This window comes from Paenibacillus sp. FSL H3-0457, from assembly GCF_037981725.1.
Lineage (GTDB): Bacteria > Bacillota > Bacilli > Paenibacillales > Paenibacillaceae > Paenibacillus > Paenibacillus amylolyticus.
This window is the reverse complement of the sequence record NZ_CP150283.1, coordinates 831,091-846,248: the sequence shown is the minus strand read 5'-3', so window position 1 is coordinate 846,248 and position 15,158 is coordinate 831,091. Positions and strand designations below refer to the sequence as shown.

Sequence of the window (15,158 nt, the reverse complement as noted above, 5' to 3'; positions counted from 1 at the left end):
CTTATTAAACCTTTTTCGTTCTAGTGTTTGAAGTGACGAACGCCTGTGAAGACCATGGCAATTCCGTATTCATTCGCTACTTTGATGGATTCTTCATCTTTGATCGAACCACCCGGTTGAATTACCGCTGTAATTCCGGCTTTTGCTGCCAGTTCCAGCGTATCACCCATTGGGAAGAACGCATCAGATGCCAGAATAGCCCCTTTTGCTTGCTCGCCCGCTTGTTCAATCGCAATTTTGGCTGCACCCACACGATTCATTTGTCCAGCGCCCACACCCACTGTCATGTCATTCGCAGCAAGCACAATAGCGTTGGATTTCACGTGTTTAACTACTTTCCAGCCAAACAATAGCTGTTTCAGTTCTTCTTCCGATGGCGCACGATCGGTTACCACGTTCAGCTCGCTCGCTTCGATGGAGTGTACATCGGACTGTTGCACGATCATACCACCGTCGATGGACGTTACCACGAATTGGCTCTCCCGTTTACGAGCAGCATTCAGTTCACCCGTTTTGAGCAAACGAATGTTTTTCTTCTTCGTCAGGATATCGAGAGCTTCTTGCGTAAAGTCAGGAGCAAGTACGATCTCCAGGAAAATCTCGCTTAATTTGCCTGCTGTATCGCTGTCGATAATGCGGTTCGCTGCCACAATGCCACCAAAGATAGACGTTGGATCTGCAGCATATGCTTTGCCGTAAGCTTCATAGATACTTGCGCCAATACCTACGCCACATGGGTTCATATGTTTAACCGCGACAACGGCTGGTTCTTCAAACTCTTTGACAATCTGCAATGCTGCGTTAGCATCGTTGATGTTATTATAAGACAACTCTTTGCCATGCAATTGCTCTGCTGTTGTCAACGTATCTTGAGCAGCCAGCGGTTTGCGGTAGAATGCCGCCTGCTGGTGTGGATTTTCGCCATAACGCAAATCCTGGAGTTTTTCGTAAGTAACCGTCAGACGCTCTGGCAGTGGATCGCCATTTACGTTGGACAGGTAGTCGGAGATGAGTGCATCGTAAGCCGCCGTATGACGGAACACTTTTGCCGCAAGCCGTTTGCGAGTTTCGAGAGTGGTATCTCCATCGTTGCGCACTTCCTCCAACACTTGGCTGTAATCAGATGCGTCTACAACGACACTGACAAAGGCATGGTTTTTGGCTGCCGAGCGAAGCATCGTTGGACCGCCAATATCGATGTTCTCGATGGCATCTTCGTATGCTACGTCCGGTTTCGCAATAGTCTCTTGGAATGGATACAGGTTCACGACAACCAGATCGATATAGCCGAGACCGAGTTCTTCCATCTGGCGTGTGTGCTCTTCGTTATCACGCACAGCCAACAACCCACTATGAACTGCCGGATGTAATGTTTTGACACGTCCGTCCATGATTTCCGGAAATCCGGTCACATCCGAAATTCCGATGACAGGTACGCCTTCCTTCGACAACAGGCTGCTTGTACCTCCTGTCGAAATAATCTCCACACCCATTTGCGACAGCTCGCGGCAAAAGTCCACGATGCCCGTTTTATCCGATACGCTAACCAGCGCTCTTTTGATACTCACAATATGCTCCTCCTTTAATGTCCCATGGCTTCGCGTTTCCTGACGAAACACAGCCGATTTATTTCCCGAGAAATATCACAAAATGCGTACCAATATTCGACTTCTGTTATACAGTTGATAAATGGATTTTCACACTAAAACACTACGAGTCCAGAATAATCTTTCGATCGCTGTTATTCCTAGATTTTTTTGAACAATTTCTCAATGGTAAAAATCCAGTAATAAAGGCGAGCGCTTCGCTTCTACAGCTTATTTCTGTCCTCTCCGTTAATGTGTGAAAAAGTTTAAAACTATATCAAACCGGTTTGTTAACAGTCACGTGACGTCCGTCTAACTGAACCAGACCTTGCGCGAACCAGGAAACAACTTCAGGGTATAACTGCTGTTCAGCCGCATGAATGGAACGACTGATTGACTCAGGCGTATCCTCTGGCAAAATGGGAACCGGATGCTGGGCAATAATCGGTCCGGTATCCATGCCTCCGTCCACAAAGTGCACGGTCACACCCGTAACTTTCACACCGTATTCCAATGCCTGTCCAATCGCATCCTTACCTGCAAATGCCGGTAGCAAGGACGGATGAATGTTAATCAACCGCCCTGCGTAACGATCCACCACAACGGAAGTCAGCAATCTCATATATCCAGCAAGAACGACCAAGTCGATCTTTTTGAATTCAAGTACTTCCACGATCTCTGCCTCATAGGCTTCACGGGAAGCATAATTTTTCGGAGTAAACAGATGACAGTCCACGCCTGCGTCCTGTGCCCGCTGCACAACACGTGCAGATGGTTTATCACACACGAGCAGATCAACGGATGCATTCAGCCCACCATTCCGTACTGCATCGACCAATGACTGAAAGTTAGTCCCTTCACCCGAGGCAAATACAGCTATGCGGTAGTTCGCCATTAAACATCCGCTCCCGTGAAGGTTACTCGCGCATCTCCTTCAGTAACACGGCCAATGATGTACGCTTCTTCACCAGATATTTTCAGTTGTTGCAGCGCTTCCGATGCATCTGCTTCATTAACGACCAGTACAAGCCCGACACCCATGTTAAATGTGGTGAACATGTCACGGTTCGAGACAGCACCCTTTTCCTGTAACAGGTTGAAGATTGGCAGGATCGGCCAAGAGCCGTAGTCAATATCCACATTCACGTTGCTCGGCAACATACGTGGGATATTCTCGATGAAACCACCACCTGTAATGTGAGCCATACCTTTTACTTTTACCTTTTCCAGCAAGGACAACAGGGGTTTAACATAGATCTTTGTAGGTTCCAGCAGTGAATCTCCCAGCTTACCACCCAGTTCCGCTACTTCATCATGCAGATCAAGTCCCGCATCTTCCAACAAAAGTCTGCGTACCAGCGAGAATCCGTTACTATGCACACCGCTGGAAGCCAGGCCAATTACTGTGTCGCCAGGAGCGATGGTTGTACCATTGATGATCTTCGCTTTGTCCACGATGCCCACCGTGAATCCGGCAATATCATATTCGCCTTCACTGTACATGCCCGGCATTTCCGCCGTCTCGCCACCGATCAGCGCACAACCAGATTGATGACAGCCTTCAGCGATTCCCGCAACAATAGCTTCAATCTTCTCAGGAATGACTTTGTCACATGCCAGATAGTCAAGGAAGAAGAGTGGTTCTGCACCCTGTACCACAATGTCGTTCACACACATCGCTACCGCGTCGATTCCGATGGTATCGTGACGGTCCATGGCAAATGCAATTTTCAGCTTGGTGCCTACGCCATCCGTACCAGATACAAGCACTGGCTCATCGTATTTATCTTTGTTCAAACCGAACAGGGCACCGAATCCACCCAGATCTGTCATCACTTCCGGACGGAAGGTACGCTTCACGTGTTTTTTCATCCGTTCAACCGCTTCATTACCTGCCGCGATATCAACGCCGGCCTTTTTATATGCTTCGGACAAGTGGAATCATCTCCTTTTTTTTCGCCCCACCTAAATCCTCCCGCCCGGGAGGACCCCATAGGACCTTGGCAGGCCCTCTGGACACCCGCCAAAAAAGCGGTGCAGAGGTGGCTGGTGTGATCTTGCTATGGTTGGTTCGTGCGTGATCTCGCGGGATTGTTCGCCGATTCCGTTGGCTGCAAGCCATCGGTCAGCGAACCCCGCTCAGCTACGCTGCGGGCAAGCCCGCTGGGCAGCTGCTTCACTCGGCTGCCTGGCCCCTATTGCTCCGCAAGGCGGGGCTTAAGGGCTCGGGCTAGGCCCGGGGGGCAGCTGCTTCGCTTGGCTGCCTGGCCCCTATTGCTCCGCAAGGCGGGGCTTAAGGGCGCGGGCTAGGCCCGGGGGCAGCTGCTTCGCTTGGCTGCCTAGCCCCTGTTGCACCGCAAAGCGGGGCTTGAGGGCTCGGGCTAGGCCCGGGGGCAGCTGCTTCGCCTGGCTGCCTGAGCCCCTGTTGCTCCGCAAGGCGGGGCTAAAGGGCGCGGGCTAGGCCCGGGGGCAGCTGCTTCGCCTGGCTGCCTAGCCCCTGTCGCTCCGCAAAGCGGGGCTATAAGGCTAACAGCTGCAGCCGAATTTTTCCTCGCCGCCAAAATCGAGGCGGGTTGGGTAATCATGATCAAAACATGCGAGACATAGTCCGCCTTTAGGATCATCCTGATTATCTCCCTGAATCGATGCAATCAGTCCATCGGGACTGAGGAACTCCAGGGAGTCCGCATTAATTTCACGGCAGATTTCTTCCACCGACAACTGTGAAGCAATTAATTCACGGCTGTCAGGCGTATCAATACCGTAGAAACACGGGTTTTTGAAAGGTGGTGATGTAATGCGCACATGAACCTCGGTAGCTCCTGCATCACGCAGCATGTTCACGATCCGGCGGGAGGTTGTTCCCCGTACGATAGAGTCGTCAATCATGACCACACGTTTGCCTTCCACAACGCGACGCACAGCGCTCAGCTTCATCTTCACGCCCTGCTCCCGCAGTTCCTGGCTTGGCTGGATAAACGTACGTCCGGTGTATTTGTTCTTGATCATACCCATCTCATACGGAATACCTGTCTGTTCAGCGTATCCAATGGCCGCCGAGATGCTGGAATCTGGTACCCCCGTAACCAAGTCCGCATCCACAAACGACTCAATCGCCATCCGGCTTCCCATCCGTTTACGGGCCGCATGCTGGTTCGTACCATTCATATCACTATCCGGACGAGCAAAATAAATATATTCCATCGCGCATAATGCCTTGCGGTGTTTGTGATGATCAAAGCGATCCTCGTGTAGACCATCTGCATCCAACACAAGCAGTTCACCCGGTTCAATGTCACGGATTAACTCTGCGCCAATTGTTTCCAGTGCACACGTCTCAGACGCAAACAGATATGCATCTCCCAGCTTACCCATCGTCAATGGACGAAGTCCGTGCGGATCGGAAGCAACCAGCAACTTGTCGTTGGTCATGATCAGAAATGCATAACCACCCACAATCCGCTGGAACGCCTCTTTTGCAGCTTCGACAAGCCCTTTGGAGGATCGTGCAATCAGATGTGCAATAACCTCGGTATCACTCGTTGTTTGGAAGATGGAACCACTCTGCTCCAGCTCGCGCCGGATCGTTGGTGCATTCACAATGTTCCCGTTGGTCGCTACCGCCAAATCGCCATCACGGTATTTGAATACCAATGGCTGTGCGTTTGTCAGTTTACTGTCACCACTCGTTGAATAACGGACATGTCCAATGGAAATATCCCCGGTCAGCGTCTGCATCAGGTCTTTGGTGAATACTTCCTTCACCAGACCCATGCCGCGATGATAGTTAAACTGGCTGCCATCACTCACACACATGCCTGCACTTTCTTCGCCCCGATGTTGCAGCGCATGCAGACCATAATAGGAGAGTGAAGCCGCGTCAGGGTGTCTGAACACCCCGAACACACCGCATTCTTCTTTCAATTTGTCGAGTCCTTCCTTGCCGGACCCTTCATTATAATAATCGCCTGTCCACAACGGTCCTGTCGTCAGTTCATGAGACATGGAATCGCATCCTCCCAGACCTGAGCCAAACCTCCTACAGGTTCGCTCACGGCTGATGTTCCGTTCAATTCAATCGTCAGGTTACTTCCTTCTACACGTCCAATCACAGCTACAGGTACACCACGCTCACGTACAAATGCTTCAAGTTTACCCGCTTGCTCTGGCGTAGCCGACAACAAGATACGGGATTGGCTCTCACTGAATAGGGCGTGATCTGCACGCAATGCAGTCTCCACATTCACCTGTGCTCCTACGTTACCACTGATGCAAGACTCTGCGAGTGCAACAGCCAAGCCGCCTTCAGACAAGTCATGTGCCGAGCGAACGAGACCGGATTGAATAGCTTCCAGCACCGTGCTGAGCAACGCTTTTTCTGTTTGCAAGTTCAGTTCTGGTGGACGACCTTCCGTCTGACCATGAACCGCGTATTGCAGCTCGCTGCCACCCAGTTCAGCTTTTGTTTCGCCTAGGAGGATGATAACATCACCTTCGGATTTGAATGCTTGCGTCGTGATATGATCCGTGTCATGAACGAGACCTACCATACCGACAACTGGCGTTGGATAGATGGAGCCTTTGGCGTTTTCGTTATACAGACTTACGTTACCACCGATGACCGGTGTATCCAGCACACGACAAGCTTCCGCCATACCGTCTACCGCTTTCTCCATTTGCCAGAAAATATCCGGTTTCTCCGGGTTACCGAAGTTCAGGTTGTCCGTAATCGCCAGCGGCTCAGCACCGGAACATACAATGTTACGCGCTGCTTCACTTACGGCAATCCGTCCACCAACTTCAGGATCAAGGTACACATAACGTCCATTACAGTCCGTTGTCATCGCGAGACCTTTGCGTGTGCCACGAATCGTAACTACGGCTGCATCCGAACCTGGGCGAACGGCAGTGCTTGTACGCACCATGTAGTCGTATTGATCATACACCCATTTTTTACTAGCTACTGTTGGTGAAGCCAATACTTGTTTCAACGCTCCGCCGAGATCCGACACTTCGTCGTAACGAAGCGTGTCGATGGAAGCACTTTGCTCGTAGTATGCAGGTACAGAAGAAGGTTTGTCATACACTGGACATTCGTCAACCAGTGCCGTTACTGGCATATCTCCGACCACTTCGCCGTGGTGGATCAATTTCAGACGACCGTCATCCGTTACTTTACCAACTTTGGCACAGATTACGCCCCAACGTTCAAAGATTTCCATCGCCTGCGCCTCGTCCTTCGGCTCAACAACGAACAACATCCGTTCTTGGGACTCAGACAACATCATCTCGTAAGGTGTCATGCCTTCTTCACGCTGTGGTACCTGATCCAGATACAGTTCCAGACCGTTACCCGCTTTACTTGCCATCTCTGCACTCGAACATGTCAGACCAGCGGCACCCATATCTTGAATTCCCAGCACGATTCCCGTGTCGATCAATTCCAGACAAGATTCCATCACCAGTTTCTCCATAAACGGGTCACCGACCTGAACGGCTGTCCGTTGGGACTCGGATTCTTCCGTCAATTCAACCGATGCAAAGGTTGCTCCATGAATTCCATCACGGCCTGTTGGCGGACCAACATAATACACAGGGTTACCTACACCTTTAGCTACGCCGCGCTGAATCTTGTCATGATCAATCAGACCCACACACATGGCGTTAACCAGCGGATTGCCTTCATAACTCTCATCAAACATCACTTCGCCACCAACGGTAGGAATACCGATACAGTTACCGTATCCAGCAATACCTGCTACCACATGTTCGAACAAATATTTAACTCGATCGCTCTCCAGCTTGCCAAAACGAAGGGAGTTCAGTATTGCTACCGGTCTTGCACCCATGGAGAAAATATCACGGATAATGCCGCCCACACCTGTTGCCGCACCTTGATAAGGCTCAACTGCGGAAGGATGGTTATGGCTTTCAATTTTGAATACAACGGCCTGGTTATCACCGATATCCACGATACCGGCACCTTCACCAGGTCCCATCAGGACACGTGGTCCAGTGGTTGGGAAACGGCGCAGCAATGGCTTGGAGTTTTTATAAGCACAATGCTCGGACCACATTACACTGAACACACCAATTTCCGTGTAGTTTGGCTTACGCCCCATGAACTCACAGATCAGCTCATACTCGCTGTCAGATACGCCCATTTGTGCGTAAAGTTTATGTTCTGCGACCTGTTCTGCTGTTGGTTCCTTAGCGGATAGCTGCTGCGTCATGCCGATCCCTCCATGCTTTCAAAATAGATGTAAACATACGTTTGCCGTCTTCCGAACCAAACAGTGAATCCACTGCACGCTCTGGATGCGGCATCATGCCGACCACGTTTCCAGCCTCGTTACAGACTCCTGCAATATCACCCAGGGAACCGTTCGGGTTGGTCCCGTACGTAAATACGATCTGGTTGTTCGCTTGCAGACTCGCGAGCGTCTCCTCGTCGCAATAATAGTTTCCTTCACCGTGAGCAATCGGGATGATAATCTCTTCGCCCGGTGCATAATCACGTGTAAATGGTGTATCTGCGTTTGCCACTTTCAATACCGTATCGTGACAACGGAATTTCAGGGAAGTGTTACGGATCAATGCACCTGGAAGCAATCCCGCTTCCGTCAGGATCTGGAATCCGTTGCAAATACCAAGAATATATTTACCTTGTTCAGCAGCCTTCGCTACCTCGTTCATTACCGGTGCAAAGCGGGAAATCGCTCCGCAACGCAAGTAGTCACCATAAGAGAAACCACCCGGAACTAAAATACAATCATAAGCCGATAGATCTGTAGCCGTGTGCCATACATAATCAACCTCTTGCCCAATGGCATCTTCCACTGCCTTATAACAGTCGATGTCGCAGTTGGAGCCAGGGAACACAAGAACTGCAAATTTCATGAGATTAACCCTCCAATTCGTAGCGGTAATCTTCAACAACGGTGTTGGCCAGCAACTTTTCACACATGACTTTCAATCGTTTCTCCGCTTCCGCACGATCTGTTGTATCCAGGTTCAATTCCATGACTTTACCGATCCGTACACTTTCCACTTCGTTGAATCCCATAGAATGCAGGGCTCCTTGAACAGCTACGCCTTGCGGGTCGAGTACGCTTTGCTTAATAGTGACATATACGGTTGCTTTGATCATGATCCTTATGTTCCTCCTCAGTAATGAACGGGATAAATGCTTTACGCTGTTAAAAAAAGTGACTTGGGGGGCTTGCTCCGGGGCGGATTGTTCTTCCGGTCGCTTGTTGTCCCCAGGTTTTTTGATTGTTTTGAACCGCTGTGCGGTCAAAACCCGGGGACAAAGGCGAACGCTATCGCTCCTTTAAGAACAATTCCGCCCCTCCGCTAGTCCATGCGACGTTTTTTAAAGGCCTAAACCTTTTACGTTGCACGGTGTGTAATGGTCTAGTCTGACCATTCCTTCAAAACAGTGAATGGCGAATGGTCTTTAAGTTACTTTAGTAATTAGTGAATTTAATTCTCTTAATTTTTCAGGCTTCCCCTACCTGTGGGAAGCCACCGCTCTTAATTGCCTCACCCACCAGTTTGAACACTGGCGGAGGGAAAGATTTGAGCTGGAGAAGCGTAAGCGCTCGCCTTTGCAACCGGAATGTTTCCTTTTGAAAAAAGGGTTCCAATCAAAACATTCCGGGGGCAACAGCGATCGAAAGCCAAACTTCCCCATAGCCTCTCGCTCAAACGTTATTATTTCGTTAAACGGTTATAAATATCGACGTATCTTGCGGTTGTTGCTTCAACTACCTCTTGTGGGAGTGGATCAGGTTTACTGTTCTTGTCCCAGTCGGTTCCAGCGAGATAGGTTCGCACTGGCTCTTTATCCATGCTGTCGATCTCGATGTCGAGTTCGTAATTCTCTTTGGCCCAGAAGCGTGAAGCATCTGGAGTGAAGATTTCGTCAATCAGGATGACCTTGCCATCCACGATGCCGAACTCGAATTTGCAGTCTGCCAGAATGATGCCACGTTGATCACAGTAATCACGGGCGAATTCGTACAGGCGTAAGCTTTTTTCTTGAAGCTCCACTGCAAGTGCGTCTCCTACCAGTTCTTTCATGCGATCCATTGGAATGTCTTCATCATGACCAACATCGTTTTTGGCTGCCGGGGTGAAAATGGGAACTTCGAGCTTGGCGTTTTTGCGAAGTCCATCAGGCAATTTAATCCCATTCACTTCACCGTTTGTCTCATATTGTCTCCATCCACCACCCGTGATGTATCCACGCACGACACATTCAATATCAATGCGTTCTGCTTTGCGGGTTACCATGATGCGGTCTTTGAGCAATTCTGGGTCTGTGATGAGATCACCCAGTTGATTCACATCGGTATGAACGACGTGATTCTCCATCATGTCACCCGTCAGTTCGAACCAAAAGCTGCTGAGTTTATTCAGTACGTTTCCTTTCTCGGGAACCGCCGGGTCCAGCACGTAATCAAATGCCGATATACGGTCCGTAACCACGATCAGAAAATGTTCACCCAGATCGTATAATTCACGTACTTTTCCTTTGTATAACAGAGGTGCTTTAACGAGATCTGCCGCAGTGGACAGTGCCATGGGCTCACCTTCTTTCAGGAGATGTAAAGTATACGTCCAATTCCCCTCTTCACGCGGGGCCACTCCGAATGCAGAATAACCTTCCGATCGCTGTTATCCCCGGATTTTTCTGATCCCTTTCTCAAGGGGGAAATCCGGTGATAAAGGCGAGCGCTTTGCTTCTTCAGGTTTTTTCTGCCTTCTCCGTTCCAGCGTGAACACATAATCAACCTATACTTTTAGAGAGTAGAATAATTCAAAACCTTAATATATTAGTCGTTCAAGCCGAGCTTTTTGAAGATGGTGTCAACGTGCTTCAGGTGCCATGACGGGTTGAATGCATCTGCGATTTCTTCTTCGTTCAGCACTTCCGTGATTTCCGGTGTGGATTTCACGATATCCTGGAACTGGCGTTGTTCTTCCCATGCTTGCATCGCACGTGGTTGAACGGTATCGTATGCTTGCTCGCGGCTGAAACCTTTGTCGATCAGCTTTGTCATGATACGACCGGAGAATGGTACCCCGTAGGTGCGCTCCATGTTACGTTTCATGTTCTCAGGGAATACCGTCAGGTTCTTCACGATGTTACCAAAACGGTTCAGCATGTAGTTCAGCAGCATCGTTGCATCCGGCAGAATGATACGTTCTACGGAAGAATGTGAGATGTCGCGTTCATGCCAAAGTGTTACGTTCTCGTATGCGGATACCATATGTCCGCGAATGACGCGGGACAGACCGGAGATGTTTTCACTACCGATCGGGTTACGCTTGTGCGGCATCGCAGAAGATCCTTTTTGACCTTTAGCAAAAGCTTCTTCCACTTCACGGAATTCACTCTTCTGCAGTGCACGTACCTCTGTAGCGAACTTGTCCAGGGACGTTGCGATCAACGCCAGTGTAGCCATATATTCTGCGTGACGGTCACGTTGCAATGTTTGAGTTGAGATTGGCGCAGGTTTCGTGCCCAACTTCTCGCAGACAAACTCTTCAACAAACGGATCGATGTTCGCATATGTTCCAACTGCGCCTGAGATTTTGCCGTACTGTACATTGTCTGCTGCATGACGGAAACGCTCCAGGTTCCGTTTCATCTCTTCATGCCACAATGCCATTTTCAGTCCAAATGTCGTTGGCTCTGCATGTACCCCGTGCGTACGTCCCATCATTGGTGTGTGCTGATAAGCCAGTGCTTTTTCACGAAGAATTTCAATGAAGTTCACGATATCCTTTTCCAGAATCTCATTGGCTTGACGCAGTACATAACCCAGAGCCGTATCCACGACATCTGTGGAAGTCAGTCCGTAGTGCACCCATTTCCGCTCCGCACCCAGACTTTCAGATACCGTACGTGTAAATGCGATAACGTCATGACGTGTTTCCTTTTCAATCTCATAGATGCGATCGATGTCAAAAGATGCGTTCTGACGAAGCAATGCCGCTTCTTCCTTAGGAATTACACCAAGTTCCGCCCATGCCTCACATGCACAAATTTCAACTTCCAGCCACGATTGGAATTTGTTCTCTTCGGTCCAGATGGCTCTCATTTCGGGTCTGCTATAACGTTCAATCATGAATTTGTATTCCTCCAGAGATTAGTTTGTTCAATCCATTGCAATCCTTCTTCAACATCCTGACAGAGCAGATTCACATGCCCCATCTTCCGTCCTGTTTTTGCTTCGGTTTTACCATATATATGAAGCTTGGGAATCACACCGAGCTCTATCGCTTCTGCATCAGGTTGCCCTGTTCTACCGATAATACCTTCCAGATGCTCTCCAAGCACATTGACCATAACAACCGGACTCAATAACGAAGTGTCCCCAAGTGGTAATCCGCAGATCGCACGGATATGTTGTTCGAACTGAGAAGTCGCACAAGCTTCCATCGTATAGTGACCAGAATTATGTGGTCTTGGTGCCAGTTCGTTGACGTACAGTCTTCCATCCGCCGCTACAAACAGTTCCACAGCCAGCAACCCAACAGCCTTCATCGATTCTGCCACCGCTGCTGCCAGCTTTTGCGCTTCAATCTGGATGTCTGTGGCAACTCTAGCCGGTACAATTGAAGCATGCAAAATGTTATTCACATGAATGTTCTCCGCTGGCGGGAACGTCTTGATCTCCCCATTTGTACTACGCGCTACAACGACCGATATTTCGCATTCAAACTTAATGAATTGTTCCAACACCAGTTCCGCACCAGTAGCTGCAAGTTCTTCGTATGCCGCAACAGCCTGACTTGCTTCCCGGATGACCCGTTGACCTTTGCCATCGTAGCCTCCAGTCACCGTCTTCAGTACACACGGCACTCCAAGTTCGCTAACAGCAGCAAGCATCGTATCCACACTTGTGATCTCACGATAAGGCGCGACTCTTACTCCAGCAGCTTCGATCGCACGTTTTTCACGCAACCGATGTTGTGTGGTGTACAGTAACGCACTTCCTTGTGGAACGTAAGACTCACGCTCGAGCAGCCCAGCGACTTCTGCATCCACATTTTCGAATTCATACGTAATGACATCGCATTGCCGAGCCAGTTCAAGTGCAGCTTTGGCATCGTCATAACCAGCTTCAATCTGACGAGCAACTTGACCACAAGGCGCATCCGCAGCGGGATCAAGAGTAACGAATCGATACCCCATTGCCGTTCCTGCGAGCGTCATCATACGTCCGAGCTGTCCGCCTCCAAGAATGCCGATGGTTGTTTTCCCGGGCAACAGGACTTTTTTTAGCTCTCCTGCTATACCGGATTGGTTCCCTGTGCTACTCATAGTTCTTCACTGCTTTCGAGTACTTCTTGTTTGATGCGCTCTCGGCGAGCTTCAGAGCGACGTTGGACATCCTGGTCAAAAGCACCGATCATTTGAGCTGCCAGCAATCCTGCATTCGTTGCCCCCGCCTTGCCAATCGCCACAGTTGCGACGGGAATACCACCAGGCATCTGAACAATGGACAACAAGGAATCGAGACCGTTCAATGCTTTGGATTGAACCGGTACGCCAATGACTGGAAGCATCGTTTTGGCGGCAACCATACCAGGTAGATGTGCTGCCCCGCCTGCCCCTGCAATGATCACCTTGAATCCTCGATCAATTGCTTGCTCTGCGTATTCAAACATCAAATCCGGTGTACGATGGGCGGAGACCACCTTTTTCTCATACCCAATCTCCAGCTCGTCCAGCACCTCGCACGCATGTTTCATCGTTTCCCAATCCGACTTGCTGCCCATAATTACAGCGACTTGCAGTGACATGAATACATCCAACTCCCGTCTGCGCTTTTTTGATTACATCTGACTATTAAGGGACTCTTATTACGTGTGAAATGAAAAAATCCGCTACCCGCGAAAACATCACATTTTCTCCGGACACCGGACTCCAAGAAATACGTATCCCTCATTTGGGCATGCCAAAAGGGGGCTTGCTGTCCGCATCTGGTTGCATGCGACTCTCAGCCGTATCTCCTCGTAGTCCGGAAATTTACGGTTCCCGGGTAGATACTTCCGGGCCCTATTCCCGGCGTTATACGAGCAAATATCTATCAAACTATCTTCGTTCATTTTTGTAATCTCTTATTACATATTTCGTTCCTACTCGACCTTATTCTTACCTGATCGACACATCTAACATTCTAACAATCCCCTACAGCTAATGTCAACTTAAAGACGAACATTTAACATATTGACAAATATAATGTTCGGGAATTGCTTCTTTAAATTCACTTAACCATCCATTTCATCCCATAAAAGAAAGCCGGCTCCTCTTCAATCTCTCGAAGACAACCGGCTTCCTGCTTTTAGTGTGTTCACACTTCATCCATTATTTTACGATCAGTACTGGAACCCGCGCATGCTGCACCACATTGTGACTGACACTACCCAGAACAAATTCCCGAATTCCACCCAGGCCGCGGCTACCAATAATAATGATATCAGAATCATTTTCTTTGGCAAAATCAAGCAATACTTCCGCAGCTGCTCCTTGAATCAGATCCACATTGGCCGTTACACCCGCAGCCTGAATTCGTTCTTTCGCTTCATCTGTTGTCTGCACAGCCAGATTGTAGTAGTCATTATTAAGTGAAGGTGGCAGTGGAGCCAACCCCTCACCGATGAATACACGCGGGAAATCAAAAGCATGAATGACATCCAGTACTGCATTTGGGGACACTTTAGCTAGCTCAATCGCACGATCAAGTGCTTTATTTGAAGCTTTGGAACCATCATAAGCCACTAATATTTTGGAAAATAACATGTAAATCCCGTCCCTTCCTTTATATGTAGAGCACGCGAAGCAAGCTTCGGTCTGACATGTAATAAACTAACAGTTAAATAACAGAACCATGTAACTCCTTAAACGTTCCAGAGCCACAATGAACCATTTATACGAATGAATTTACATATCAGACGAATGAATGATACACCTTTCACTTCAGCGTAAGTCTTGTTCGAATGGTTACGCATGTGTTCCATGTGTTCATTGAATAAAGTAACCATAGATTACCGCATTCAAGAATAACAACAAAGGAATGCCAATAGTGAAGCTGGGATGTTTAGTCTTATGCCTTTTCCGATACATCGCGATCCAGACTCCCAAAGCACCGCCTATAAATGCTAATAAGAATAACGTCCGTTCGGGTGTACGGTCACGACGCTGTTGTGCACGCCTCTTATCATCCGACATCACCAGATAACCAACTACATTAATAAATAAAAACCACAATATAAGTCCGGTTTGCATATAATTCTAGCGATCCCCCTGTCCCGGGACATCTCCCTGTCACCATTATAGTCCTCATCAGAGACATGTTCAACGCACCGGATAGGGAACCGCAATTTTGTGTAATAACGCTAACCTCGCTCTGACCTAGGACTCCTGCTTTGGAATACCGTTCAGGCTTGGTGTTCTTTTGGCTGCTTTGTCCGGGCGCACAGCGATACTCTCTTCCCGAATACTGTCTTTGTTTTGCTGGTTATGAATTTTCTCTGGTTTGTTATGCGGCATGT

General features: G+C 49.0%; 15 protein-coding genes and 1 riboswitch. Of the genes, 1 reads left to right on the top strand and 14 read right to left on the bottom strand.

Annotated features, from left to right (window positions below; translation table 11 throughout):
- Positions 1 to 20: 20 nt before the first annotated feature.
- From purH to purM, 3 genes are all read right to left on the bottom strand, one after another.
- Positions 21 to 1,568, bottom strand: a complete 1,548-nt coding sequence (gene purH, locus MHH25_RS03900; protein WP_036606066.1) for a bifunctional phosphoribosylaminoimidazolecarboxamide formyltransferase/IMP cyclohydrolase — start codon at positions 1,566 to 1,568, stop codon at positions 21 to 23.
- Positions 1,569 to 1,863: 295 nt separating this feature from the next.
- Positions 1,864 to 2,481: a phosphoribosylglycinamide formyltransferase gene (gene purN / locus MHH25_RS03895; protein ID WP_340019210.1), complete on the bottom strand. Its 618-nt coding sequence runs from the start codon at positions 2,479 to 2,481 to the stop codon at positions 1,864 to 1,866.
- A complete protein-coding gene (purM, locus tag MHH25_RS03890) occupies positions 2,481 to 3,521 on the bottom strand; it encodes a phosphoribosylformylglycinamidine cyclo-ligase (RefSeq protein ID WP_340019209.1) in 1,041 nt (346 codons plus the stop codon). Before purM ends, purN begins: the two co-directional genes overlap by 1 nt.
- Positions 3,522 to 3,648: 127 nt before the next feature.
- Between purM and MHH25_RS03885 the strand changes: the two genes are divergently transcribed.
- Positions 3,649 to 3,807, top strand: a complete 159-nt coding sequence (locus tag MHH25_RS03885; protein ID WP_179086593.1) for a hypothetical protein — start codon at positions 3,649 to 3,651, stop codon at positions 3,805 to 3,807.
- Between the two features lie 305 nt (positions 3,808 to 4,112).
- Here the strand turns inward: MHH25_RS03885 and purF are convergent, their stop codons facing one another.
- From purF to MHH25_RS03830, 11 genes are all read right to left on the bottom strand, one after another.
- A complete protein-coding gene (gene purF / locus MHH25_RS03880) occupies positions 4,113 to 5,591 on the bottom strand; it encodes an amidophosphoribosyltransferase (RefSeq protein WP_036606069.1) in 1,479 nt (492 codons plus the stop codon).
- Positions 5,576 to 7,819, bottom strand: coding sequence for a phosphoribosylformylglycinamidine synthase subunit PurL (purL, locus tag MHH25_RS03875; RefSeq protein ID WP_100526311.1), 2,244 nt, complete (start codon positions 7,817 to 7,819; stop codon positions 5,576 to 5,578). The genes purF and purL overlap by 16 nt, the downstream gene beginning before the upstream one ends.
- The gene (gene purQ, locus MHH25_RS03870; protein ID WP_036606071.1) at positions 7,797 to 8,486 is read right to left on the bottom strand and encodes a phosphoribosylformylglycinamidine synthase subunit PurQ; all 690 of its coding nucleotides are present in this window, start codon (positions 8,484 to 8,486) and stop codon (positions 7,797 to 7,799) included. The genes purL and purQ overlap by 23 nt, the downstream gene beginning before the upstream one ends.
- A 4-nt stretch (positions 8,487 to 8,490) precedes the next feature.
- Positions 8,491 to 8,736, bottom strand: a complete 246-nt coding sequence (gene purS, locus MHH25_RS03865) for a phosphoribosylformylglycinamidine synthase subunit PurS (RefSeq protein WP_017690695.1) — start codon at positions 8,734 to 8,736, stop codon at positions 8,491 to 8,493.
- 566 nt (positions 8,737 to 9,302) lie between these two features.
- Positions 9,303 to 10,175 (bottom strand): phosphoribosylaminoimidazolesuccinocarboxamide synthase, encoded by an 873-nt coding sequence (locus tag MHH25_RS03860; RefSeq protein WP_340019208.1) that lies wholly within the window; start codon positions 10,173 to 10,175, stop codon positions 9,303 to 9,305.
- 251 nt (positions 10,176 to 10,426) lie between these two features.
- Positions 10,427 to 11,725, bottom strand: a complete 1,299-nt coding sequence (purB, locus tag MHH25_RS03855; RefSeq protein ID WP_036668399.1) for an adenylosuccinate lyase — start codon at positions 11,723 to 11,725, stop codon at positions 10,427 to 10,429.
- The gene (purK, locus tag MHH25_RS03850; protein ID WP_340019207.1) at positions 11,722 to 12,924 is read right to left on the bottom strand and encodes a 5-(carboxyamino)imidazole ribonucleotide synthase; all 1,203 of its coding nucleotides are present in this window, start codon (positions 12,922 to 12,924) and stop codon (positions 11,722 to 11,724) included. Before purK ends, purB begins: the two co-directional genes overlap by 4 nt.
- On the bottom strand, positions 12,921 to 13,406 hold the full coding sequence (gene purE / locus MHH25_RS03845) for a 5-(carboxyamino)imidazole ribonucleotide mutase (protein WP_076329583.1): 486 nt from the start codon (positions 13,404 to 13,406) through the stop codon (positions 12,921 to 12,923). The genes purK and purE overlap by 4 nt, the downstream gene beginning before the upstream one ends.
- A 194-nt stretch (positions 13,407 to 13,600) precedes the next feature.
- Positions 13,601 to 13,702, bottom strand: a riboswitch (purine riboswitch).
- 269 nt (positions 13,703 to 13,971) lie between these two features.
- Positions 13,972 to 14,406 carry a universal stress protein gene (locus MHH25_RS03840; RefSeq protein ID WP_017690701.1) on the bottom strand — a complete coding sequence of 145 codons (435 nt, stop codon included), beginning with the start codon at positions 14,404 to 14,406 and terminating at the stop codon, positions 13,972 to 13,974.
- 222 nt (positions 14,407 to 14,628) lie between these two features.
- Entirely contained in the window at positions 14,629 to 14,892 is a 264-nt protein-coding gene (locus MHH25_RS03835) for a DUF1294 domain-containing protein (RefSeq protein WP_017690702.1), read from the bottom strand.
- Between the two features lie 126 nt (positions 14,893 to 15,018).
- Positions 15,019 to 15,156, bottom strand: a complete 138-nt coding sequence (locus MHH25_RS03830; protein WP_340019206.1) for a hypothetical protein — start codon at positions 15,154 to 15,156, stop codon at positions 15,019 to 15,021.
- Positions 15,157 to 15,158: the final 2 nt, after the last annotated feature.